We start from the raw sequence: 24,121 nt of genomic DNA on the forward strand, positions 1-24,121 counted from the left end.
GGCTCATGTCGCTCGGATAGGTCTTTTGGCGCATCCGCATAGTCTGCACTGATCAGGAAAGATCGTGAACAGGTTCTTAGACAAGACCCGTGAGGATGAAGCCCTTTCAGAGATCTCTGGAATGCGTGCCCTGCACGATCGCATCAGACACCAGGATCCGGAGATGTCAGATCGTCGGCTTGAGGGAGAGCTGCTCCAACGCTCTACAACCCGTTGCGTGGATAGAGATGCAAGCCCACCGCAGTTCGCCAATGGCATGACATATGAAGAGCTAACAACGCGTCCGTTCGCACGCAATGACGCACTGACCAAAACCGTGGAGCAGTGCTTTTACGACAGCAGAGGGACGCTAGGGCCGTATGGCGATTCAGACTATCGCAACTACTACGGTGTCAGCGCAATCAGCCACATTGCAAAGAACTACGAGCACCTTGCTCATGATCGGCAGCCTCCGGAGGTTCGCGTCGACCTGAAGTCGCTCGGCCTGGAACCGAAACAGCTAGAGCGCAATGGATTAGATCTAGGGTCGGCATCAACCTTCAACCTTGTCGATCTGGGCAAGGACGGCTATGGCATGGTCCAGCTCAAGGAAACCGGTGCACGCGGCAACAGCACGCCGAACCTTGCGACGCCCGCTGCACCGGCGCTCTCACTGACACCTGCAGACGCAGGCCATCCAGACCACGCGATGCATCAACAGATTCGCAGCAAAGTTGAACAACTGGATACCGCCAACGGCCGCACCTTCGATGCAACCAGTGAGCGGATGACGGCTAGCCTGCTGACGTTGGCCAAGGACAATGGCCTGACTCACGTAGATCACGTGTTACTCAGCGACAAAACCAGAGACTTGCCAGCAGCCCAGAACCTGTTCGTGGTGCAGGGCGAACTACATAACCCGGCCATGCTGCGTGCACACATGCCAACATCGGAAGCGGCTCAGCGGCCGGTGCAGGAGAGCTTCGCTCAGCTCGAGACGGTCAACCAGCGTTTGGCGCAGGAACAGTCGTTGGAACAGCAACGTTTACAAGAGCAGCAACAGCGCGGGCCAGTGCCGATGCTGTAGGTAGGCAAGCGCATAGGCCATTTCCTTGAACGTAAACCTTCTTAGTCATTGGGCACGATAAAAATCTGTTTTAATTCAAGGGGTGATTGTTAGAGCCAAATGATTGAACTGATCCCGCTACTTAGATTGAAAATCAGTAACGATAAACTTTTGCAAAATCAGCAGGAAAACCCTGCAGTCCGCGAGAAGTAAATGATTTAAAAAGTTTTTCAAGGCTTTCAAGATCACCGCCCCCAAAATTACACTTGTAATTCCTTCCCGGTTTAAAAATATGCCGGAGTTTCCACGGAATAAGATAGGGGTTGCCACCAAAGTAAATGTAGTCACTGCTGACCAAAACGTGATCTGCTGAAGTATCTCTGCGGAGATTTGCCTGGTTTAGGACGCCACTTTCCAGGCTGTGATGGGAATCCTCCTGCACCCAAGAATTACCTTCCCTATGATAAATATTATCACCGACGGCATGCTTCAAACTGCCAAAGAAATCGGGTTTTTTATTCAAAAATCTGGTATCTTTCCAATAATCGTCGAAACCCATTTTCTCATTTACTCTCATCGCAAATATAAGGTGATCTGGAAGTCGATTTGCGACCCCGATTCCAAATATTAAATCTCCCACCGCAGCACTCTTTCTGACGCCTGGCTTACAGGTAGCCAAAGTGCAGAATCCTCCGAATGGATTTGGCGCAAACCCATAATCTCTTTTTACCTTATATACGAATGCTCTCATTGACATTTGATCCTCCCTATTCTCCTAATCGCTTTACCTTCCCACACCTTTTCAACTAACGCTTTTAATATCTCAGGACTATTTATCCCAACAAGTGAATCTGCAATTGAGTCAAGGTCCTTACCAATTTCTTCCCCGACCTTGACTGCTACAACCCTTTTCCCAGCAATTGCCGCGTATTGCCCCAATCCGCCGAACATGTTGAGATCATTATCAGGAATCAAAAACATGACAACTTCAGCACCATCGATGCACTTTTTCACTCCTGGATCTGAGAAGTCTTCCAACTTTATGACTAAGGCGACTGCCTGAGTGATTTCGTGCATGCAAACTTGGTGTTGTTCCACCTCCAACTGAGCATGCAAATCATCCGCGCGGCCTTTCATTTCACCAGTAAAAATCAAGCAAGCCTTCATTTTTATCCCTTGATTTAATTAAAATAATTCTGACTGCGAAGATCTACATTTAGTACCATATTCGATTTCCATAGTTCTTCGAAATTCGTTCTGCCCGCCATAGCTAGGATGTCTTACGCACACCATTTCTATGTCGTATTTTCGAAAAACTCTAGCCGCATCATTTCCTAGGGAAAATACTTTTTTAAAATTAAAAATCCCGAGTAGGCGCTCAAGAATCCAGGCGCATTCTTTATATTCATCGCGGGTGTGACACCTATTGCCCATAGGATCTGCTGAATCAAATGGATGAAATGGAAAAATATTCCATAGGAAAGGGGCCTCGTCCAATCGAGAAATCACTCTCCAAATTTCAGCAGCTGTTCTTTCTACAACGAGATTAGTGCGTGTTGCCTTAGACAAATTAAGAGAAGGAAACACTTGCGCCAAGGCTGATAAGTGGGGCTCATCTGTTAGTGGTATGCCGGTTCTGCGTCCGCCTCTATATCCAAGGTCCCGACCAACCCAAAGGCACTCCGGATTTTTTTCAAAAGCGGAAACCAAGTAATTCTTAAGGTTTTCTCTGCGCAGTAACGCAGACTTACTATCATCGTGTACAGGACAAGAATCACGGTATGGATTAAATACGCGAGGCATTTCAAAGCTAGAAACACTATCGACAAAATTATTTATTTCGATTAATTTTGCCGCGCTTTGCGGGCTGAGATTTTTTTTCATGGTCAGTCTATTTAAGTGGCCTAGCAATTATACTCCTTTCGTTAAGATTGCACTCCACATACCCACCGCCCCAGTCGGTTAGTTTCCTGAAGACCTTCCATCCTTCTGAAATTACATTACTCCACTCGGCTGCTGAAACATCTTTAATATCCAGCCGCCGTGAAATAAGCATCAATGTCTGGGTGAATTCATAATCAACTCTAGATGCACTTTTCATCTGGTCGTGGTCCATACCATACTCAAATATCAATGCAGCTAACGCTTCTTCAATGACTATTGCTCTTCCACCGTCTTCGTTTTCATCAAGCACTACATTACTCTTGCGCTTAATTTTCATTAGCTTTCTAAGAACTGGAGACCAACCGAGCATAGCGACAAAGGTCAAGTGAAACGCGTCGTGAAATCTGTATCCATCTGGAACGTGTGCATTATCCGTTAACGGATCGCCAAGATGGCTTCCATCCTTCATCATAACTGCTTTTATTTTTCCGTCATATTCGACTTGTTTTACCTCAATTGTAAATGCCCGAGGAAACCTTTCAGCCTCATCATTTGACTCGTCTCTAGCAATGTCGCGCCGAACTGGCTCACCCCAGAATCCCTTAGTTTTCTTTAAGTTTTGATCAGCAATTTCAGCAAGCTTGAGATCAAACTTATTTGCCAAGATGGCTACATACCAAAGCAAGTCTCCCAGCTCTTCCGCGAGGTGCTGCTTATGGAGTTCGTATCCGGCCCCGTCACGTAAATGTTTTTTATAAGTAGTGGCTAAGGTCCCTAATTCTCCTGCTATCCCAAGAAGTGCTACAACGACATCTTTTCTAGGCTCATTATCGTAGTTGGCGCCAGTTTTATCGGTTTCACTGGCAGCCGCTTGGAATTCATTTAGGTCCACACTCGCTCCTTTAATAATTTAGTTGTGATGCACCAACGATCCATAGATCTCGCGCACGACGCTGTTGCCTACCTGCTGGCGTTTCCATTGCTTGGACTGCACCAGCGCGCGGCGCTCATCTTTGCGCTGGATCAGGTCGATGCCGCCGTCTGCTCCACCCGGGCCGGCTTTTGGCACAACGCAGCCTTGGCTGCGGAAGGCTTCGCCCGCTAGCAGTTTTAACTGGCACCAGCCGTTAGTGGCTAAGCTCGTTATTATTGTGTAGGTGTCCAGCAGCTTTCGGTGCTGATAGTTGTCGATGAACGAAACGAACGCGGCCGAGCAACACATCGCGAACCTTATACAGACGAGGGGTGCGAGCGCTGCGCTGATGCCTTGATTGAAACCTTGTGTGACTGAACTGCTTTGCTGCGACATTAGCTATGCCCCGCCGCCATGAATGGCGAAAAAATCACCACCCCCATAGCGAGCCCAAGCGGCCATAGTAATGACCGCACAGCGGTGAACCCGGTCTTCCCCGTCTGCTTTCGATGCATGAAACCCCCGTTCCAGTCTGGACACTACCGCTGTGTAGCAGTTTTGTCAGTGGGGTACCCGACATTTTGTCTCAGCGGTGTCATCCGCTGTGATTGCACGCATCAAATTGCATGGTGAGAGGCGCCCGCCTCAGTGCGAACGCCTCCATCGAGTTACTGCAGCGTTCGCTTATTTCTTCTTGTCCTTTTTATCCGGTGCTTGACTTAAAGCGGACGCGGCCGCTGTTTTTGAATCCTTGCCGGTGCTACCACTTTTCAAGACCTTGCTTGCGGCCTTGGCCGCTTTGGGGCCGGTTTTCTCGTTGGTCGCCATGCGTGTGACCTCCTCGCCACCCCAGTGGTGGCGAGGCGAAATTATGACGATTATGGTGGCCGTACAAGTCTGGTCGCAGCGCGCGAAGCGGCAGATACTGCAAGACCGCCGATGCGTTATCTGGGCTAGTTATCTGGCGATGTACGCGCTGCTGTGTGCCTGATGTTTCAGTGTCGTCGTGCAGCTGTACTGCGCCAAGCCATCACTGCTGCGACGGTTCGGCCAGCGGCTGCCGTGCCTCGCCCCAAGTGAGCATTGCATCCAGTGCGGGGCACAGCGCCTGGCCCCATGGCGTGAGGCGGTAATCCACCTGCGGCGGTACCTGTGGGTAGACGGTGCGTAGCACCAAGCCATCGCGTTCTAGCTGGCGTAGTTGTTGGGCCAGCATCTTTTGCGAGATGGCGGGAATCAGCCGTTCCAAGTCCGAGTAGCGCTGCACTTTGCCGTCGAACAGGTGGAACAGCAGTAGCAGTTTCCAGCGACCTTCGATGAGTTTGAGCAGGGCTTCGACATCGCATGCGGCGGTGTCTGGGGTGTGCGGCTTTCCCATGGGTGCGTGACTTACCTTTGCGTGCGTTCTTGCGGCAGGTGATGCCGCTGCCGATCATGGCATACCCCTTTACACCGGACATCGCTGCCATGTCGCTTGCCCTGCCTCACGCCATTGCCTGCTTCTTTGCCGCCAGCAACGCCGGCGATGCCACCGAGCTGTTGCCGCACCTTGCCATTGATGCGGTGGTGCACGATGAGCGACGCGAGCACCGTGGCGCTGCGGCCATTTCGGCGTGGCTGGCACAGACGCAGGCCACCACGCCGTATTGCGCGGTGCCGCTTGGCGTGCACACCCAGGGCGAGCAAGTGCGTGTCACTGCACAGGTGTCAGGCGATTTCCCGCAGAGCCCGTTGCAGCTGGAGCATGTGTTCCAGTTGGTGGACGGCAAGATTGCGGCGTTGCAGATTCATTGACTAGGCATGCCGGCGTGTTGCGCCGTTAGCACGTGCCAGGTGCTCTGCTGCCACAGCAGTCGGTACTACGTTTCGCCATGACGAGCGCTGCCGCAACGCGATCGATGCGCTGTCGCGTGCGTACTCACCGGCAGCGGCGATCACCGTTTACCACGTCTTCCCACTTTTGGAGCCAGCCAGCTGATGCATGCCCTTATCGTTGTTGCCCATCCCGAGCAGCGCTCGCACACACAGGCGGTGGCCGCGCAGATTGGCGAAGCGCTGCTGGCCTCAGGCGAGGCGCATACATTTGAAGTGGCCGACCTGGCGCAGGAAGGCTTCGACCCGCGCTTTACGCCGGCCGATGTTGCGCTGTTTTCGGGGCAGGCCGGAGCGCCGCCCGATGTGGCGGCCGAGCAGGCGCGGCTGGATCGCGCAGATGCGTTGGTGCTGGTGTTCCCGATTTACTGGTGGTCGTTTCCAGCGCTGCTCAAGGGCTGGATCGACCGCGTATTTACGCTGGGCTGGGCGTTCGATGAAGACGCTAACGGCAAGATCGTCAAGAAGCTGGGGCGTCTTGGCGTGCATGTGGTGGCGATCGGCGGTGCGGACGAGCGCACCTATGCGCGGCATGGCTACTTCGGCGCGATGAAGACTCAGATCAATCACGGCATCTTCGATTTTTGCGGTGCGCCGGTGCGCACCACGGAGTTGCTGACAGTGCCGGACCCTGCATTCCCGCAATCGCACTTTGCCACCGCGCGAGCGGTGGGTGAGCGGGTGTTTGCTGAGAGCGTGTAGCGAACGCTGCAGAGCGGCGTGCTGCGATCCTGCAGCCGTGGGTCAATAGCCGATGTGTCTGCCACCGCAGCAGATTATTCCAACGGCCGTGGCGACGGTTGCCGGTTCTTGGCGTAAGTCTGGTACAGCCCTGCGGCGCGCTCGTCTGCGACGACGTTTTCGATGCTGCTCAGCCCCTTCGCGGCGATGGCCGACGACGCCTTGCCATCGCCCAACAGGTAGGCCAGGCGCAGATACGCCGCGCTATCCACCAGGTTCTTGTGCTCGGTGTCGCTGGCGTAGACCTCGGCCAGGCCGTAATAGGCGTACAGGTTTCCGGTGGCTGCGGCCTTGCTCAAGATCGCCAGGCCTGGGTAGAAGCGGCCGCTCACTGCGGTCTTGGTGCCATAGAGCACCGTTGCGGCTTTGTTGCCCGCTTGCGATTCAGCCTTTAGCTGGGCCAGGTCCAGGCGGTCCAGTCGCGCGCGTTCGGCGTGCGAGGGGTAGCCGTGGGTCAGCAGCCACTGCGCTTCTGCCTGCGAGTTGGCCACCAACGGGTGGCTGATTGGGCACGCGTGTGCACCGCGCTCGCACAGGTACTGCGCTGTGTCGGCGCCGGTTGCAGCTGGATGGGAAACCGCTGCTGGTGTTGGGTTGTTTGATGCGGCAGTGCGGTTGGCCGTGGCTGCGTCGTGTCCGGGCGCACTGGCGGTTGATGCGGTATCGGCTTGGGTGTGTTGCTGTGCGCGTGCGCAGCCGGCCAAGGCCACTGCAATGATTGCGGCGAACAACATGCTGGTGGGTTTCATCTCACTCTCCTTGTGGATGCGGTGACGACGGCAGTTGCCCGTCATCGCCGCCATTGCGCATTGCTGACGAATGCGCACCTTGGCGTGCAGCGATTGCGTGGTCAAGACCGATGCAGCCACGCTGCCTGCGATCAGGCCGGTGCGCCACCGTCGCCATTGATCGCCCATTGCGCGGCAAACGCGCGTTGATACGCCGGCCGGCTTTCGCCACGGGCGACGTAGGCCTGCAGGTTGGGGAAGGCGTCCAGCAGGCCGGTGAGTTTGATGCGGATCAGCACGGAGATCATCAGCAGGTCGCCGGCGCTGAAGTCGCCTTCCAGCCAGGTGCTGTCGCGCAGATGGGCGCTCAGATGCTGCAGGCGGCGGTTGATGCGTTTTTGCAGCAGCGGCAAGCGCTCTGCCATCCACGGTTTGTCGGCTTCCAGCAGCAGGGCGTTGCCCAGTTCCAGCATCGGCGGCTCGACGGTGTTGAGCGCGGCAAACATCCAGGCGATGGCACGGGCACGGGCGTTGTCGTCGTGCGACAGCAAGCCAGCATGGTGCTGGGCGATGTGCAGCACGATGGCGCCGGTTTCGAACAAGGCCAAGCCATCCTGCTCGAAGGTGGGGATCTGGCCGAACGGGTGGATGGCCAGGTGCGCCGGTTCCTTGATCGCACGGAACGGCAGCAGGCGCACCGCGTAGGGTTGGCCCACTTCTTCCAACGCCCAACGCACACGGGTGTCGCGCACCAGCCCCTTGCCGCCGTCGGGCGAGCGCTCGAACGCGGTGATGGTGATCGTCATGGTCGAAAGACTCCGTGTGGCCGGCGGCTGAGGGCCTAGCGTACGCCGGAGAGACGCGCGGCCGCTGCGGGCAGTGACTCGCCTCGATGACGCGTGGATCGGTTGTCTGTCTCGCCTGCGCTGGCGCCGCACAGGTCGCGGCAAGCGCCGCATCCCTACGCATTGGTATGGCCGTGGCAGGTGCCCTCGGCCTGGCGGCGGCAGCAAGTGCCCGACCAGCCAACGCCCGCTGACAGCGCCGACCGCAGGCACGGCCCGCCCGAATCGTTTTTGCACTGCACAACGGTCGCGCCCGGTTGCCCGGTTGGCGGGGTGTTTTTAGGCGTAAAGCGCCTGCGCCTTTGCGTAATCAGGCCGATTGAGACGTTTTGCCATCCTCGTCTCACTTACCCGTTATACCGTGCTCAACATCACACACTTGTGTGACGGAACGCACATTTATAGCCGGAAAGGAGAGTCGTCATGATCGATCAGGGACTGGGTTTGCAGACGCAGCCTATGGGGACGCGAGGTGCTGCAGGGCATGCATGGGCCGGGTTTTTCCGCAGCGTGGCAACACCATTTGGCAATGCCCCGCCGGGTCGCCTGCCACCCGCGCCCCGGCCAGACAGCCTCACCCTCAAGCGCCTGTTGCGTAAAAGCGCGCGCCGCCTGGTGCGGACGCTGCCCTGGCGGCATCAGGACCGGCTGTATTTCTTGAACACGTTCGGGCGGCTGCCCAATCTGTACCACCCCACCTGCTTCAACGAAAAAGTGCTGTACCGCAAATGCGTGCACGGCGATTACCCGCTGTATCAGCGCCTGGCCGACAAGGTGGCAGTGCGGCCGTATGTGGCGGCGCGGATCGGCCAGGCGCATCTGATTCCGATGCTGCTGGACAGCGCCAACCCCGACGATCTGCTGCGCCTGCCGCGCTGGGAGCAGACGGTGATCAAGGCCAATCACGGCGCGAGCATGGTGGAAGTGGTGCGCGATGAGCCGGACGCGGCGCAGCGGCAGCGCATCGTGGCGCGCTGCAAGGACTGGCTGCGCACCGACTTCTCCGACATGGAGCGCGAGATCCATTACCACAACATCCCGCCGCGCATTCTGGTGGAGCAGTACATCGGCGACACGCAGCAGGTGCCGGTGGATTACAAGTTCCATATGTTCCGGCAGCCGGATGGCCGGTTTCAGTACGTGCTGCAGGTGATCTACGGCCGCTTCGACACACCCAAGCTGTCGATGACCTTCTTTGTCGACAACCTGCACACGCCGTTCCACCGCATCCGCGACGACGGCCGCTCGCCGCCATGCGCACCGGCGCTGCTGGAGCAGGCGCTGGAATTGAGCAAGGTGCTGGCGAGCGACTTCGATTACGTGCGCGTGGATTGGTATATCCAGCAGGGGCAGGTGTATTTCGGCGAACTCACCTTCACTCCCGGCGCCGGCATGGTCACCGGCCTGGACCGCGGGCTGGACCGGATGATGGGCGATATGTGGGTGCAACGGCGCGCACCGGTGGAAGCGCGATTGCCGGCATATGGCATGGGTATGCGGGTGCCGGTGCGGTGAGGCATGACCGCAGGCGCAGCACCGATGCGATGACGATGCAGCGCACCAGCGATGCCTGCAGCGTTTCGGTGCGCCATGCACAAGCGTTGCTGGTGGCGGTTAGTGATGTGCTGATGTGCACGTTGCGGCAGTACGCGCGGAACGCACGCGATGCCGAGGATTCGATCGATCACGCGATCGCCGCCGCGCTGTATCCGCAATACGGGGCACCGCAGGCGTGCCTACCCGGTCGGCTGGGCCACGCCTGCATGTTTGGCAAACTCGCCAGCGGCCCAGTCCAGAAACACACGCACCCGTGGCGACAGTTGGCGGGCGCGGGAATACAGCAGTGACACCGGGTTGGACGGTGGCGGTGTATCGCGCAGGATTTCCACCAGCGTGCCCTGTTGCAGGTCGTGGGCCACATGGAAGCGCGGCACCTGTGCAATCCCCAGGCCCAGGCGGATGCCGGCCAGATAACTCTCTGTGCCGGTGACGGTGAACAGGCTGGGCGGCGCAAACGTGCGCAGTCCTTGCGCGGTCTGAAACTCTAGCGGGGTGATCACGCCGGTGGTGATGGAGCGCAGGCCAACCATGCGGTGCGCGTGCAGCGCATCGAGCTGCGTAGGCATGCCGAAACGCTGCAGGTACTCCGGCGTGGCACAGGTCAGGCGTTCGAGCACGGCAACGCGACGCGCGACCAGTTCGCTATCGCGCAGCGGGCCGTAGCGCAGCACGCAGTCGATGCCTTCCTCCACCAAATCCACCCAGCGGTCGCTCTCGCTCATCGCCAGCTGGATCTGTGGGTATTGCGCAAAGAACGCCGGCATCCCGGGCAGCAAAAAGTGACGCGCCAGCGTGCCCTGCACCTCCACCCGCAGCAGCCCTTTGGGTGCCACTCCGCGGAAACCGCCTTCGGCATCGTCGACGTCGTCGAGAATGCGCACGCAGCGTTGATGGAAGAGCTCGCCATCGAGCGTTGGCCGCACCACCCGCGTGGTGCGTTGTAACAAGCGCACGCCCAGACGCGCTTCCATCTCGGCGATGACCTTGGTGGCGGTGGAGCGCGGAATGTCCATGTCGTTGGCGGCCGCGGTGAAGCTGCGCCGCTCCACGATGCGCACAAACAAGCGCATGGCAGCGAACCGATCCATTGCACCCTCTGCCCACTGTTCGGGCGCTGGAAACAGTGCTGTGCATTCTAGTGTGATTATCGCCGTGTCATTGCGTTGGATAGTTTCGCAACGCCGCAGCCCGCGGCTTTGACGGAAAACTTCCCATGACGCAGCAACACAAGGTCGCGTTGGTTACCGGTGCCTCACGCGGTATTGGCGCCGCCATTGCCCAGCGCCTGGCCGGCGATGGTTTCACGGTGGTAATCAACTATGCCGGCCACGCCGCCGATGCCGAACAACTGGCGCACAGCATCGAGGCGGCCGGCGGCCATGCCATCACCGCGCAGGCCGATGTCAGCGACGCGGCCGCGGTGGCGGGCTTATTCGATTCGGCCGAGTCCGCTTTTGGCGGTGTGGATGTGCTGGTCAACAACGCCGGCATCATGCAGCTGGCCACGCTGTCAGACAGCGATGACGCGTTGTTCGACAAGCACATCGCGATCAATTTGAAAGGCACTTTCAACACGCTACGCCAGGCCGCACGGCGGCTGCGCGATGGCGGCCGCATCATCAACCTATCCACCAGCGTGGTGGGGCTGAAGCTGGAAACCTACGGCGTGTATGCAGCCACCAAGGCGGCGGTAGAAACGCTGACAGCGATCTTGTCCAAGGAATTGCGCGGCCGCGCGATCACCGTCAACGCGGTGGCGCCGGGGCCCACAGCCACGGCGCTGTTCCTGGACGGCAAACCACCGGAGCTGATCGAACGCTTGTCCAAGGCCAACCCGCTGGAACGCCTTGGCAGTCCGGAAGATATCGCTGCGGCGGTGGCGTTTTTGGCTGGCCCCGATGGCGGCTGGATCAACGGGCAGGTGCTGCGCGCCAACGGCGGCATGGTCTGACCCGCTATGGCGCTCCGCATTGCGCACGCTGCTGGCTTTCCCATCAAGGAGCAATGACATGAGCAAACGCATTCTGGTCACTGGCGCGTCCAGTGGATTCGGACGACTGACTGCCGAAGCGCTGGCGGCCGCCGGCCACACCGTCTACGCCTCCATGCGCGATATCGCCGGCCGCAATGCCGGTGTTGCGCAGGAGATCACCGACTTGGCAGGTACGCGACAGCTGGCCTTGCATGCCGTCGAGCTGGACGTGCAATCGCAAGCGTCGGCCGACGCGGCGGTGGCTTCCATCGTGGCCAACGCAGGCGGGTTGGACGTGGTGGTGCACAATGCCGGGCACATGGTGTTCGGCCCGGCCGAAGCGTTCACTGCCGAGCAGCTGGCGCAGGTCTACGACATCAATGTGCTGGGGACGCAGCGAGTGAACCGCGCGGCGTTGCCGCAGTTGCGAGCACAGCAGCAAGGCCTGCTGGTGTGGGTGTCCAGCAGCAGCTCGGCAGGCGGCACGCCGCCGTATCTGGCGCCCTACTTCGCGGCGAAGGCGGCGATGGATGCGCTGGCGGTGCAGTACGCGCGCGAGCTGGCGCGCTGGGGCATCGAGACCTCGATCATCGTGCCCGGTGCCTTCACCAAGGGCACCAATCACTTTGCCCGTGCCGGTGCCCCGGAGGATGCCGCACGCGCAGCTGCGTACGAGGCAGGCCCGTATGCAGGGTTTGGCGAACAGGTGCAACAGGCGTTTGCGCGGATCGTGCCGGAGGATGCAGACGTGGCCGAGGTGGCTCAGGCCATCGTGCGTGTGGTGGATACGTCATTCGGCAAGCGCCCCTTCCGCGTGCATATCGACCCGGCCGGTGATGGCGCCGATGTGGGCTTTGGCGTACTCGATCGCCTGCGTGCAGAGATGCTGCACCGTGTGGGATTGGGCGATCTGTTGGCACCGCGCGTGGTGAGGTGATGGGATGCGGCAGGGGTTGGGAGCGCCTGCCGGCTGTGCGGTTGCGCTGACTGCGCAGATGCAACCGCGCGCGGCAGTGTTGCTGTTTGGGTGCCTGCGTGGTGGTGCTCGCACCACGCCGGCACCCTTGCTGCAGCGCTGCAGTGAGCTGGCGCTTGCGCGGACTGGCGTTTGGCCGTGCAGGCCTGACGTTGGATCGCGCCCGGGTGCGCTCCAATGCGCCAATCCAGACCTGGTGTGTTTCCTCAACGCTTACAAGGACGTCGCTGTTGTTGATCGGTTCGTTGCGCATCCTCTGGCCCGTGGCCCTGGTTGGCCTGATGGCTTCCTGCAGCGAACCCTTGCACTGGTCCCTGCGCCCTCTGATTGGAAGCCGACGTCGTAAGGCGATCGACAGATCCATGACATGTCGCTGCTATCGAGCAGGCAGGCAGACGCGACTGGTCGACGACAACGACAACGACAACGACAACGACAGCACGCTACACCCCACCCAACGGCCGCAGGCACAGCCAGATCGCATACCAATGCGACAACGCCCCGCCCAGCACGTGGGCGTGCCAGATGGCGCGGTTGTAGACCAGGGATTTGCGCACGTAGAACGTCACGCCCACGGTATAGAACGCGCCGCCGGCAACGATGAGCCAGAGCACGGCGCTGTCCAGGCCGGCGATCATCTGGTCGACCACCACGATTCCGGCCCAGCCCAGCAGCAGGTAGATCGCCACCCAGAAGCCCTTGGCGATGCCGGGCAGGCAGAGCTTGGCGAACACCCCGAACAAGGCCACGCTCCAGACCGTCAGGATCATCGCCCAGCGCCAGCTGCCATCGAGCGCGACCAGAAAGAACGGCGTGTACGAGCCGGCAATCATCACGAAGATGCCGGCGTGGTCGAACTTGCGCAGCATCGGTTGGCGCAGCGGCGGGGCGAAGTTGTACGCCGCCGAGCAGGCGAACATGGTCAGCAGGCCCAGCGCATACACGCAGGTGGCCAGCAACATGGTCTGGTTGGCGTGGGCGCGCCACACCATCCAGATGCCGCCGACGACGGACAGGAACAGGCCGGCGGCATGCACGATCACATCGGCACGGCGGGCAGCAGGGGTTTTGTAGTGCGGAGCGATGGCGCGGGGGGGCACGGGCACGGCGGGTCTTCGAGGGGGAGGGCGCCCAGCAGCGTGCAGCGTCGGCGTGACGCGGTGGGGGCAACAGGATACCCGCTTGCTGAATCCGCTCAGTGAGGCAGGCTGGGCGGTTGCGCGCTGGTTTGACGGACACACGCTTCTCTGCCCGGACGACCACGACGATGGACTTGATCAGGACGTGGAATCTCCCCATAGCCCTGTCGCGTTGACTGCTGGGCTATCTAAAGAACCTTTCCACAACGCGCCCGCTTATTAAGGCATCCTTTAATAGCCCGCACTGGTAGTAAAGGATCCTTGCATGACACGTGTCACCGGCACATATGCCGTCATCAAGACGCATGACGAGACCGTACGGGCATTCGTTCCGGCTCCGCTCCCACCAGCTGCCCCTGTGCTGGATTCGGCTGCGTATCTGGAGCGTAATCGCCTTGCAGAGGTCGCACTGGCACGGCTGACGGGGATGGCGGGCCTGGTGGCGTCGAGCGAGTGGTTGATCTACAGCGCTGTTCGGCAAGAAGCGCTGTTGACTTCGCAACTTGAAGGCACGCAGGCCACCCTGACCGATGTCTTCGACGATGAGGCGGGGCTGGCGGTGACCAATGCAGACGATGTGGAAGAGGTCACCAACTATCTGCAGGCGTTCAAGTTCGTCCGCGAGCAGTTGCATGCGCCAACAGGACTGCCAATCTCGCTGCGCTTGCTGACCGAGGCCCACAGGATTCTATTGGCCGGCGTGCGTGGCGCCCACAAACTGCCGGGCAGCATGCGCACCAGTCAGAATTGGATCGGCGGGACCCGGCCTGGGAATGCCGCATTCGTGCCACCGCCGGCCGATCGCCTGGCCGAGGTGTTCGGTGATTTGGAGCGTTTCATCCATGACACACAGCCCACGCTGCCACCGCTGGTACGGATTGCGTTGGTGCACGCGCAGTTCGAAACCATCCATCCTTTTCTGGACGGCAACGGCCGGATCGGGCGGTTGTTGATCGCGGCCCTATTGGAAGACTGGCAGTTGCTGCCAGAGCCGTTGCTGTATGTGTCCGGCTACCTCAAAGCAAAGCAAAACGACTACTACCGGCACCTGTCAGCCATCCGCACGCATGGCGATTGGGAAGCATGGGTCGCGTTCTTTCTGGAGGCTGTGGAGGCCTCGGCCGAACAGGCCCAGCGCAACATTGTGGCGATCGCCGCCTTGATCGCCGCCGATCGCAAGCGCGTGCTGAGTACCGGCAGCAGTACCTTGCAAGCGCTACGCCTCTACGAGTTGCTGCCCACCATGCCCAAGCTCACCGTCGACCGTGCCCAGCAAGCGCTGGAGGTTTCCTATCCCACCGCGCGCGCAGCCGTCACGACCTTGCAGGACATCGGTGTGCTGGTGGAAACGACCGGTCGCGCGCGCGGGCAGAGCTTCAGCTACCAAGCCTATGTGAACTTGTTGCGGGCTTAGAGCGACAGCGCACTGGCCCTCACGGCACCCGTTGCTGAATCCGCTCAGTGAGGCAGGCTGGGCGGTTGCGCGCTGGTCTCATACCCTGAGACACCTCCCCTGTCTCATGCCCCTCTTTGGGAGCTGCCGTATGCCTCCGTTTGCCCTCGCTCCCCGCACCGAAACCGCCGAACGCGCGCTGGCCACCACCGATGGCCGGCCCAGCCGCGATGGCGCGCTGCTCACCGAGCGCCTGGAACGGCGTTACCACGACCGCATCACCGGCAGCTTCACCCTGCCCGGGCGCGAAGGCCGTTACGCGCCGATCCCCGACGATGTGCCCAGCGCGCTGGCCGATGCCTTGCACGCGCGCGGCATCAGCCAGCTCTACAGCCATCAAGCCGAAGCCTGGGCGGCGACGCAGCGCGGCGAGCATGTGGCGATCGTGACGCCCACCGCGTCGGGCAAATCGCTGTGCTACACGCTGCCGGTGGTAAGTGCGGCAATGACCTCCGGCGCCAAGGCGCTGTATCTGTTCCCCACCAAAGCGCTGGCGCAGGACCAGGTGGCCGAGCTGCTGGAGTTGAACCGCGCCGGCGAACTGGGCGTCAAAGCCTTTACCTTCGACGGCGATACGCCCGGCGATGCACGCCAGGCGATCCGCCTGCATGGCGACATCGTGGTGAGCAACCCGGACATGCTGCATCAGGCGATCCTGCCGCATCACACCAAGTGGGCGCAGTTCTTCGAGAACCTGCGCTATGTGGTGATCGATGAGATCCACACCTATCGCGGTGTGTTCGGCAGCCATGTCACCAATGTGCTGCGCCGGCTCAAGCGCATCTGCGCGTTCTACGGCGCCAACCCGCAGTTCATTTTGTGCTCGGCCACCATCGGCAACCCGCATGCGCACGCGCAGGCCCTGATCGAAGAACAGGTGCATGCGATCACCGAATCCGGCGCGCCCACCGGCGACAAGCACGTGCTGTTGTGGAACCCGCCGGTGGTCAATGCCGATCTCGGCCTGCGCGCGTCGGCACGCTCGCAGAGCAACCGCATTGCGCGCATTGCGATCAAGAGCGGGCTGAAGACGCTGGTATTCGCGCAGACGCGCTTGATGGTGGAAGTGCTGACCAAATACCTCAAAGACATCTTCGACCATGACCCGCGCAAACCGGCGCGTATCCGCGCCTACCGCGGTGGGTATCTGCCCACCGAGCGGCGTGAGGTGGAGCGGGCAATGCGCGCGGGCAACATCGACGGCATCGTGTCTACCTCTGCGCTGGAACTGGGCGTGGATATCGGCGCGCTGGACGTGGTGATCCTCAATGGCTACCCCGGCAGCGTGGCGGCCACCTGGCAGCGTTTCGGCCGCGCCGGGCGGCGCCAGCAACCGGCGCTGGGCGTGCTGGTGGCCAGCTCGCAGCCGTTGGACCAGTACGTAGTGCGCCACCCGGATTTCTTTGCCGATGCCTCGCCCGAACATGCGCGTATCGCGCCGGATCAACCGCTGATCCTGTTCGATCACATCCGCTGCGCGGCGTTCGAATTGCCGTTCATTGCCAGCGAGCCGTTCGGGCCGATCGACCCGCTGGTGTTTCTGGAAGCCCTGGCCGAGAGCGAAGTGATCCACCAGGAAGGCGACCGCTGGGAATGGATCGCCGACAGCTACCCGGCCAATGCGGTGAGCCTGCGCTCGGTGGCCGACGGCAACTTCGTGGTGGTGGACAAGACCGACGGCAAGCAGCAGATCATCGCCGAGGTGGATTATTCCGCCGCTGCGCTCACCTTGTACGAAGGCGCCATCCACATGGTGCAGAGCACCCCGTACCAGGTGGAACGGCTGGATTGGGACGGCCGCAAGGCGTACGTGACGCGCACGCATGTGGACTACTACACCGACAGTATCGACTACACCAAGTTGAAGGTGCTGGACCGTTTTGACGGCGGCGTGGCCGGGCGCGGCGACTCGCATCATGGCGAAGTGCATGTGGTGCGGCGCGTGTCCGGCTATAAAAAGATCCGCTACTACACGCATGAAAACATCGGCTACGGCCCGGTCAATCTGCCCGACCAGGAGCTGCATACCACGGCGGTGTGGTGGCAGTTGCCGCAGGCCACCTTGGGCAAGGCGTTCGCGTCCAAGCAGGATGCGCTGGATGGATTTCTGGGTGCGGCGTATGCGCTGCATGTGGTGGCCACGGTGGCGGTGATGGCCGATGCGCGCGACCTGCAAAAGGCGGTGGGCAATGGCGACGGCGCGTGGTTTGCGGTGGCCGACCAGACCGGGCGCGGGCAATTGCGCGGTGTGGAAGAAGGCGAGCAAGGCGCGGTGGAACTGCAGCAGGCGTTCGTGCCCACGGTGTATCTGTATGACAACTTTCCCGGCGGCGTGGGCTTGAGCGAGCCGCTCTGGCTGCGTCAGGCCGAGCTGCTGCAGCGCGCGGACGAGCTGGTGCGCGGTTGCGATTGCACCGCCGGCTGCCCGGCCTGCGTAGGCCCGGTGCTGGCTGCGCATGAAGAAGGCAAGGGTGAATCGCCCAAGTCGCTGGCGCTGACGGTGCTGGCGCTGTTGTTCGATGCCAATGCGCCGTTGCGGCATGCCACCCAGGTGGACGACGACCTGGCGCTGGACGTGCTTGCATGAGGGTGAGTGCAGACCGGCTGCGGCTGCTGCGTCGGCAGGCCGGGCACGCGGATGTGCGCGAACCTGTGGCGGTTGCACATGGCGATGCAGCGCATGGCGCCGATGCCTTGCCTGCTGATGCCATGCCTGCGGTTGCTACGGCCGGCGATGGTGTCGGTGGAGGGGCGGAACTGCATTCCAGCGCAGTTGAACCGCTAACCAGTGATACGGCTGTTGCGGGTGATGTGCGCATGGAAGCCGCACCTGTTATGCATGCAGCGGCGGCGCCGACGCGTGCCCCGGCAGTGCCGGTGGCTGGCAGCGATGCAGGCGTCAGCGCAGACCGCCTGCGTTTGCTACGCCGTCAGGTCGGTGGGCTGACGCCTGCGCCGCGCACGCAGGATGCGCTGATGCCGACACGCGCGCAGCGCCAGTCCTCGGCCGGCATCGCGTCGCAAGAGGGGCGCACCTCGCCGCGCGCTGCGGCGCAGCGCGTGCAAGCAGCCAGCATCGACCCTGCCCATGACCGGCCCCAGCAAGCAGCCACACCAGCAATGGCACGCCGCGCGTTGCAGCAGCCGGTTGCAGCACCTGCGCGCGATAGCTCGGCGTTCGCCTGGGTGGACCACGATGTGCGTCACAAGCCGGCAGGCGCGGCGGCCGATACGGCCGCGCGCGTGCCGGCTGTGCGCGCAGCACCTGCGGTGCCTACATCCAACCCGGCACCGCAGCGACGCACCGATATTGCAGGCCTGCGCAAGATGATCGGCCTGCGCGAACGTGCGGTGTCGGCGCACACACCGCTGCGCACGCCGTCCACCGATCGGCACCTGCCCGGCGACGAGATCGCACCGGGATTGCATCTGATCGAAGCGTTCCTGCCGCAGCCGATTCCATGCGAACCGCTCTCGCTGGCCTTCGCCAAACGCGAGGATGCGCTGCAGCCGGAGCACGTGCTGTTCTTCGACACCGAAACCACCGGCCTGGCCGGCGGTACCGGCACGCGCGCCTTCATGATCGGGGTTGCGCAGTGGTGCACCGATGCCGCGCAAGGCAGCGGCCTGCGCGTGCGCCAGCTGATGATGTCCACCATGGCCGCAGAGAGCGCCATGCTGGAGTTGTTCTGCACCTGGCTCACGCCACAGACGGTGCTCTCCAGCTACAACGGCCGCTGCTACGACGCGCCGCTGTTGAAGACGCGGTACCGGCTGGCGCGGCGTGGCGACCCGATTTCTGCATTGGATCATGTGGATCTGTTGTTCCCTACCCGCCGCCGGTATCGCGGCACCTGGGAGAACTGCAAGCTGTCCACCATCGAGCGGCAGCTGCTGCGCGTGGTGCGCGAAGACGATCTGCCCGGCTCCGAAGCCCCGGCCGCGTGGCTGAGCTATCTGCGCGGCGGCAGCGCGCGCAACCTGCGCCGCGTGGCCGAGCACAACCACCAGGACGTGGTGACGTTGTCTTTGTTGATGCAGCGGCTGGTGGCGGTGGAGGCACAGGACAGAGAAGTGATTCCGTTGATGGAGTCGGTGTAGCGGTCTTCCGCGAGCGCCGGCGATGCTGGCGGATCAGAGCGCATCAGATCTGGATATCGGTGATGCGGTGCGCTGGTGATCACGATCCGGCGGCAAAAGTGCCCTGCCCCGCCACTTCTCATCGCGGTGCGGCTGCTTTCGCGTTGTTGCGGAGCGCAGCGAGCAGCATGCGCAGGTGTGCGACGAATCGTTGTGCGATGGCCGGCAGTCTGTCTCTCCGCAGCGTGTGTGCGATGGGCAAGATGCGGCGTTTCGGCATTCAAGCCACGCAAAAGTTGCGACCCGAACGCTTGGCCGTCTTTGCGAAGAAGGCCGCCTTTTCAATGCAAAAGATGGGGCGCTGTCATATTCGTTTTTTTCGGCGGTCTTACAGTGCAGTTGCCGTTCCGTCAGCTGCGCTGGTTTCCAGCGTTCTGCAGACCTAACCACTGACGCATGCGCAGCCTGCGAGTTCGCCGCCGTGCTGCGCTGTGCGCAGTTGTCGGTTCGTCAACTCGCCGCAGGAGCTGTCATCGACGCACACCAACGCACTGCGATGTGGCCGGAGTGATCGCGCACGTTGTGGGTTGACCCTGAATTTGAAGGATTGGCCGCATGGTTTCATTGTTGGATACACGGATCAGCCGACGTCGCCTGGTGGCAGCTGCCGCTGGCGCCTCGTTGCTGGGCTCGGCCCTGCCCGCACTGAGCGCCGCGCCACCGCCGGATGTGGGGCGCAAGTTCCTGCGCTCCCGTCAGCCGATGGCATTTGCCGGCAATACCTTCGTTGGCCACCTCGAACAACAGGGCGATGGCTACGACAGCTTCGATCGTGTGCTGGACATCTACCGCGAACTGCCCGGGCACCGCTTCGCGAACAAGTTCGCGCTGCTGCCGCCCAGCAGTTATCACGTGACCCTGCTGGGCGGGGTCAACGAAATCGACCGCGCACGCGGGCCCTGGCCAAGCGATCTGGCGCGCGATGTCGCGTTGAGCGAGATCAATGCCGATGTTCTTGCGCGACTGGCGCAACGCACTGCCGCGCCGTTGGGTGCGTGCCGCTTTGTGGTGAATCCGGCTGCGGCAAAGACCGGCAACAACGACAATCTGCTCATCCCGCTGCAACCTGCGGATGCGCAGACCGCACAGCGCCTGGAAACTGCGCGCCAGGCACTGATGACGCTGACCCGCTTGCAGCGCCCGGACTACATCAACTTCCAGTTTCACCTCTCGTTGGCCTACCTGTGCGAGACGCTCGATAGCGCAGACCAGGCTGCCTATCGCGTTGCAGTGGGCGACTGGCTCAAGCGACTTGCGGCAGCGGGCCAGATCACGATCCCGCGCTTTCACTTTTGCACGTTTGCCGATATGGAGGCGTTTCGGATAGTGCGGGAGGTGTGAGGGCTGGGATTCGGGAGTGGGGATTCGGGATTGAAATGAGGTGTGCGATCTCGCCAGTCCCCCGTGGGTGGTGCCTGAGAGCGGCTGATAAAACGTAGCGGGCAGCCGTGGGGTGTATTGGGGAAAAAGCGCTCAGAACCGGATATACGGGTGGTGCACCGCGCACCAGCCGCACTCAGCTGGCGGGGAGCGCAATGGTTTTTTGTCAGCAGCTCTACGGGGCGCAGTACAACGGCCAACTTTCTATACACCCGGCATTACACGTTTGCACTGACGGCAGTGGATCGGAAGATGCGATCGCGCAGCTGTGCCACGCATTCTCGCGCTCGGCCTGCTTCCACAACAAGTGCGTGTGGAAGCAGACGCGGCGTCCAGAGCGCATCCGCAATTGCACATGCCGATGACGCGATCGTGACTTACATGGAGATGTGCAGATCTGCACCGCCGCCGCACAGCGGCGTACTGTCGCTACGACTCACCGTGTGGCGTGCAACGGCACCCGCACTTACGGACGCGCTTCCACCACCTCTGTACGCATCTGCCAGGCGGCGAATTCCTGCTCGAAGTCGGCCAGGGTCAGCAGCCCCATGCAGGCATGAGCGCCGCTTGGCAGCACCTGCCCTTCTGCCAGTTTGCGCACCAGCAGGATCGCCGCGAAACAGGGGATTTCCGGGCCATGCAACATCGCTGCGGTGAGGTCCCAACGCACGGTGAGCGGCTGTCCATCGCGCTCGCCGATCAGCTCCACGCGCATGCCGCCCAGGTCGGTGCCGAAGCGGTCGAACCAGCGCCCTGCGCGTGCGAACGCTGGCGCCAGACGCGGTATCGGCACCGGCACGCCGCGCTGGCGTAACCAGGCCAGCGCGGCCAGGCAGCGCTGCAGAAACGGCACCTCCAGCGCAGCGCGAAATTGCACGCTGCGCACGCCGGGATAGCGCTGCGGCAGCAGGTCGTGATCGGGCACATCGCAGGGCGATGCCAGCCGCGGCGCCAGCTGTGCAAATTGAACCCGCTGCGGCGATGCCCAGCCCACTGCGGTCTGCCAGCGGCCCTCGCTCCACCACGTAAACGGCGTGCCGCAGTACGACAGCGCCGCACGCACGGTGGCCAGACCCAGCGGCGTGCCCTGCGCGGGTGCGATCACCATGCCAATGGCGTGCAGGGTCGACAAGCGCGGCAGCAGTGCGTCGATCACTGCACTGGACAATGCGGGCAAGGTGCTGGCACCACTGATCGCCACGCGGCCAGCGTGCTGTGCCAGGTCGTGCAACGCGGCCGGAAAATCGCGCACGAACGCGCGGCCGTCGGCCAGGTCGATGTAGTGCATGCCGGCCTGCAGACAGCTGCGCGCCACCGCATAGTCCTGGCCCTGGAATGGCCCGGCGGTGTGCACCACCACATCGGCCGCGGTAGCGGCCAGGCGCGTGGCGAAATCGGCGGCAGTACTATCCAGCCGGCATGCGGAAATACGGCCAGGCGCGGCGTCGGGCCAGGTCGCGGCGATCGCGCCGGGATGGCGCCCGGCGGCAATGACATGCAGGTGTGGCAAGGCGGCCAGCGCCCGCACGATGCGCGCACCGAAGTGCCCATAGCCGCCCAACACCACCACCCGGTACGTCATCGCCCGCTCGCCCTTTCGCCAATGCCCTGCAGTATCGGCGAACCGCGGCCGCCGCGATCAACGCGTCACAGGGCTTGCCAGGCCGTTGCGGATCGCCTCACGCATGGCGTGCCGCGCCTGGCCGTCTGCACGCGCGCTTGCCGCGGCCTGTTGCGTGGCCAGATCGGCCTGCTGCGCAGCGAGCGCTTGCTGTTGCGTGGCCAATGCCTCGATCTGCTGCTGCGTGCTGCGCTGCCTGGCGGCGTTGGCCTGCTGCGTCGTGGACGTGGCCGGCCGCGCCGCAGCGCTGTCGCGTGCAAGCGACGCACGCGCCTGCGCCACGGCTGCGGCCGCATCACGTGCCGCCACGGCAGCCATCTGCATTCCCAACGCCGCTTGCTGCTCGCCCAGCCGGCCCTGCCGCTCGCCCAACGCACCTTGGGCTTCGCCGAGCTGGCTGACCGGTGCGTACAGCACGCGGATGCGCTGCAGGGTGGCCGGATCGCGCACCACGTAGCTCTTGCCACCGTTACGAAACCACAGCAGTGCGCCCGTGCTGCCAGCCAGGCGACGCGCGCGGGCCAGATCCTCGGTAGAGCCGTGCATGAGCGCCTCGCCGTCTTGGATCAGCACGTACGCGTCCTGGTCGGCGTGATCCGACAGGGTGAGATGGCCATACGTGGTCACGTCGCTGGTCGGCGTGCGCATGGATGTCGCCGGCGGTGCCGGTGCGTGCGGCGCAGTGGGCATCGCGGTCGCGGCAACTGCAGCGACCGGGGCCGATGCAGTGACCGGTGTTGACGTACCGGATGCCGGCACAATTTCTGGCTGAACACCTGATTGCGCGGCCAGACATGGCGTCAGCGTGCTGCTGAGCGCAAGCGCCAAGAGGGTCATCAAGCCAGCGCGCGCCGATACGGGGGTGAGGTGCAGCATGGGAATGTCCTTGTGTGGATGAGGTTGGGCAAATCTTTCGTGTGATGCGCTGCTGCGCGTCGTATTGCGGTGCTTCCGATTGCAGAGCTGCAGAGGCGAAGCGAATGCAGGGTTGGCGTTGCTTGCACATGCCGTTGCTGGTGGCCCAACAAACACGTTTGCTCTTACCGGTGCCGCCCGTAATCAAGCATGGCGTTGCAGGCGTGATGCACTACCCGCAGCAGCACGCTGTACGTCGTCGAAGACCGCAGCTGTACGGCAAGCCTGCGTCCACGCCGGTTCGCAGTTGCTGCAGTTAGCCAGTCACCCGCGTTGCCCGGCCACTGGCAAGTGCTTCGCGCAGAATGCTCAGCGCCTGGCGGGTGGCGAGCCGCGTGGCGCCGGCCTGCTTTCTGGCCAGCACGGCCTGCTGCTGCGTCAACAGGCGCTGCTGCTCCGCCAGCGCCTGTGTATCGCCGGCAGCGCCCTGCACCGGTTGCGTCGCTGTTGCCATAGACCCAGGTGTGCCGGCAGCTGCGGCTGCGAGTTGCGCGGCAAGCGCTTGCTGACGCGCTTGCACACTGTCCTGGGCCGCGCGCAGTTGCAGGCTGCGTGCATAGCCGGTGCGCAGCCGATGCAGCAGGCCCGGGTCGCGCACGACGTATTGCACGCCGTTGGCCCGGAACCACAGCACCCAGCCATTGGCGTTGATATACCGATGTGCGGTCTGCAGATCGTCGGTGGTGCCGTGCATGAGATGGCGCTCGCCCTGCAGCAGCACATAGGCATCGCCATCGTCCTGGATGTCCTGCGCGCTGCTGCCGCAAGCGGCTTTGGTCGATCGCGCGCCGGATGCGACGTGCCTTGGGCGTGGCGTCGAAAGCACAGCCGTTGGTGTGGGCATCACTGCGGGAGAGATCGGCGCAGTGGGTGGAGCGAGAAGCGCGTGTGGATGCGCGGGCTGTGCAGGCGCGGCCGGTGCTTGCGGTGCCACGGA

At 62.0% G+C, this 24,121-nt stretch carries 23 protein-coding genes and 1 pseudogene; 10 read left to right on the plus strand and 14 right to left on the minus strand.

Annotated elements, in window-relative coordinates; all coding sequences use genetic code 11:
• Positions 1-73: 73 nt before the first annotated feature.
• A pseudogene (locus VC212_RS22310) lies at positions 74-1,066 on the plus strand (XVIPCD domain-containing protein); the annotation flags it as partial.
• 133 nt (positions 1,067-1,199) lie between these two features.
• On the opposite strand, the gene VC212_RS22315 reads toward VC212_RS22310, so the two are convergent.
• The 7 genes from VC212_RS22315 to VC212_RS22345 form a co-directional block, all read right to left on the minus strand.
• Positions 1,200-1,796, minus strand: a complete 597-nt coding sequence (locus tag VC212_RS22315; RefSeq protein WP_323526947.1) for a hypothetical protein — start codon at positions 1,794-1,796, stop codon at positions 1,200-1,202.
• Entirely contained in the window at positions 1,793-2,212 is a 420-nt protein-coding gene (locus tag VC212_RS22320) for a hypothetical protein (RefSeq protein WP_323526948.1), read from the minus strand. Before VC212_RS22320 ends, VC212_RS22315 begins: the two co-directional genes overlap by 4 nt.
• A gap of 18 nt (positions 2,213-2,230) precedes the next feature.
• A complete protein-coding gene (locus VC212_RS22325) occupies positions 2,231-2,929 on the minus strand; it encodes a uracil-DNA glycosylase (RefSeq protein WP_323526949.1) in 699 nt (232 codons plus the stop codon).
• Positions 2,930-2,936: 7 nt separating this feature from the next.
• Positions 2,937-3,821 (minus strand): MazG nucleotide pyrophosphohydrolase domain-containing protein, encoded by an 885-nt coding sequence (locus tag VC212_RS22330; RefSeq protein WP_323526950.1) that lies wholly within the window; start codon positions 3,819-3,821, stop codon positions 2,937-2,939.
• Positions 3,822-3,839: 18 nt separating this feature from the next.
• Complete coding sequence (locus VC212_RS22335) at positions 3,840-4,238, minus strand: restriction endonuclease (RefSeq protein ID WP_323526951.1); 399 nt, start codon at positions 4,236-4,238, stop codon at positions 3,840-3,842.
• Between the two features lie 288 nt (positions 4,239-4,526).
• Positions 4,527-4,670, minus strand: coding sequence for a hypothetical protein (locus tag VC212_RS22340; protein ID WP_323526952.1), 144 nt, complete (start codon positions 4,668-4,670; stop codon positions 4,527-4,529).
• Between the two features lie 202 nt (positions 4,671-4,872).
• A complete protein-coding gene (locus VC212_RS22345; RefSeq protein ID WP_323526953.1) occupies positions 4,873-5,220 on the minus strand; it encodes a helix-turn-helix domain-containing protein in 348 nt (115 codons plus the stop codon).
• Between the two features lie 89 nt (positions 5,221-5,309).
• Here VC212_RS22345 and VC212_RS22350 point away from each other — a divergent pair, with 89 nt between their 5' ends.
• Together VC212_RS22350 and VC212_RS22355 are read left to right on the plus strand one after the other, a co-directional pair.
• The gene (locus tag VC212_RS22350) at positions 5,310-5,636 is read left to right on the plus strand and encodes a nuclear transport factor 2 family protein (RefSeq protein WP_323526954.1); all 327 of its coding nucleotides are present in this window, start codon (positions 5,310-5,312) and stop codon (positions 5,634-5,636) included.
• A 183-nt stretch (positions 5,637-5,819) separates the two neighbouring features.
• A complete protein-coding gene (locus VC212_RS22355) occupies positions 5,820-6,416 on the plus strand; it encodes an NAD(P)H-dependent oxidoreductase (protein ID WP_323526955.1) in 597 nt (198 codons plus the stop codon).
• Positions 6,417-6,490: 74 nt separating this feature from the next.
• On the opposite strand, the gene VC212_RS22360 is transcribed toward VC212_RS22355, so the two are convergent.
• Both VC212_RS22360 and VC212_RS22365 read right to left on the minus strand, forming a co-directional pair.
• Positions 6,491-7,204 (minus strand): hypothetical protein, encoded by a 714-nt coding sequence (locus tag VC212_RS22360; protein ID WP_323526956.1) that lies wholly within the window; start codon positions 7,202-7,204, stop codon positions 6,491-6,493.
• A 131-nt stretch (positions 7,205-7,335) separates the two neighbouring features.
• Positions 7,336-7,989: a glutathione S-transferase family protein gene (locus VC212_RS22365; RefSeq protein ID WP_323520863.1), complete on the minus strand. Its 654-nt coding sequence runs from the start codon at positions 7,987-7,989 to the stop codon at positions 7,336-7,338.
• 462 nt (positions 7,990-8,451) lie between these two features.
• Here VC212_RS22365 and VC212_RS22370 point away from each other — a divergent pair, with 462 nt between their 5' ends.
• Complete coding sequence (locus VC212_RS22370; RefSeq protein WP_323526957.1) at positions 8,452-9,543, plus strand: ATP-grasp fold amidoligase family protein; 1,092 nt, start codon at positions 8,452-8,454, stop codon at positions 9,541-9,543.
• Between the two features lie 221 nt (positions 9,544-9,764).
• On the opposite strand, the gene VC212_RS22375 is transcribed toward VC212_RS22370, so the two are convergent.
• Entirely contained in the window at positions 9,765-10,676 is a 912-nt protein-coding gene (locus VC212_RS22375) for a LysR family transcriptional regulator (RefSeq protein WP_323526958.1), read from the minus strand.
• 125 nt (positions 10,677-10,801) lie between these two features.
• Between VC212_RS22375 and VC212_RS22380 the strand changes: the two genes are divergently transcribed.
• Positions 10,802-11,539, plus strand: coding sequence for an SDR family oxidoreductase (locus VC212_RS22380; protein WP_311238131.1), 738 nt, complete (start codon positions 10,802-10,804; stop codon positions 11,537-11,539).
• Positions 11,540-11,597: 58 nt separating this feature from the next.
• Complete coding sequence (locus tag VC212_RS22385) at positions 11,598-12,497, plus strand: SDR family NAD(P)-dependent oxidoreductase (protein ID WP_323526959.1); 900 nt, start codon at positions 11,598-11,600, stop codon at positions 12,495-12,497.
• Positions 12,498-12,979: 482 nt separating this feature from the next.
• On the opposite strand, the gene VC212_RS22390 is transcribed toward VC212_RS22385, so the two are convergent.
• Positions 12,980-13,642, minus strand: a complete 663-nt coding sequence (locus tag VC212_RS22390) for a hemolysin III family protein (protein WP_323526960.1) — start codon at positions 13,640-13,642, stop codon at positions 12,980-12,982.
• A gap of 298 nt (positions 13,643-13,940) precedes the next feature.
• Here VC212_RS22390 and VC212_RS22395 point away from each other — a divergent pair, with 298 nt between their 5' ends.
• From VC212_RS22395 to VC212_RS22410, 4 genes are all read left to right on the plus strand, one after another.
• Entirely contained in the window at positions 13,941-15,089 is a 1,149-nt protein-coding gene (locus tag VC212_RS22395) for a Fic family protein (RefSeq protein WP_115552426.1), read from the plus strand.
• Between the two features lie 130 nt (positions 15,090-15,219).
• Positions 15,220-17,715: a DEAD/DEAH box helicase gene (locus VC212_RS22400; RefSeq protein WP_323526961.1), complete on the plus strand. Its 2,496-nt coding sequence runs from the start codon at positions 15,220-15,222 to the stop codon at positions 17,713-17,715.
• Positions 17,712-19,229, plus strand: a complete 1,518-nt coding sequence (locus tag VC212_RS22405) for a ribonuclease H-like domain-containing protein (protein ID WP_323526962.1) — start codon at positions 17,712-17,714, stop codon at positions 19,227-19,229. Before VC212_RS22400 ends, VC212_RS22405 begins: the two co-directional genes overlap by 4 nt.
• A 594-nt stretch (positions 19,230-19,823) precedes the next feature.
• A complete protein-coding gene (locus VC212_RS22410) occupies positions 19,824-20,609 on the plus strand; it encodes a DUF1868 domain-containing protein (RefSeq protein ID WP_323526963.1) in 786 nt (261 codons plus the stop codon).
• Between the two features lie 505 nt (positions 20,610-21,114).
• Here the strand turns inward: VC212_RS22410 and VC212_RS22415 are convergent.
• From VC212_RS22415 to VC212_RS22425, 3 genes are all read right to left on the minus strand, one after another.
• On the minus strand, positions 21,115-22,230 hold the full coding sequence (locus VC212_RS22415; protein ID WP_323526964.1) for a saccharopine dehydrogenase NADP-binding domain-containing protein: 1,116 nt from the start codon (positions 22,228-22,230) through the stop codon (positions 21,115-21,117).
• A gap of 57 nt (positions 22,231-22,287) precedes the next feature.
• Entirely contained in the window at positions 22,288-22,917 is a 630-nt protein-coding gene (locus tag VC212_RS22420; protein ID WP_323526965.1) for a hypothetical protein, read from the minus strand.
• Positions 22,918-23,440: 523 nt separating this feature from the next.
• The gene (locus VC212_RS22425; RefSeq protein WP_323526966.1) at positions 23,441-24,010 is read right to left on the minus strand and encodes a hypothetical protein; all 570 of its coding nucleotides are present in this window, start codon (positions 24,008-24,010) and stop codon (positions 23,441-23,443) included.
• Between the last annotated feature and the right edge of the window lie 111 nt (positions 24,011-24,121).

It is taken from the genome of Xanthomonas sp. WHRI 8932A (assembly GCF_035012785.1).
Taxonomy (GTDB): Bacteria; Pseudomonadota; Gammaproteobacteria; order Xanthomonadales; family Xanthomonadaceae; genus Xanthomonas.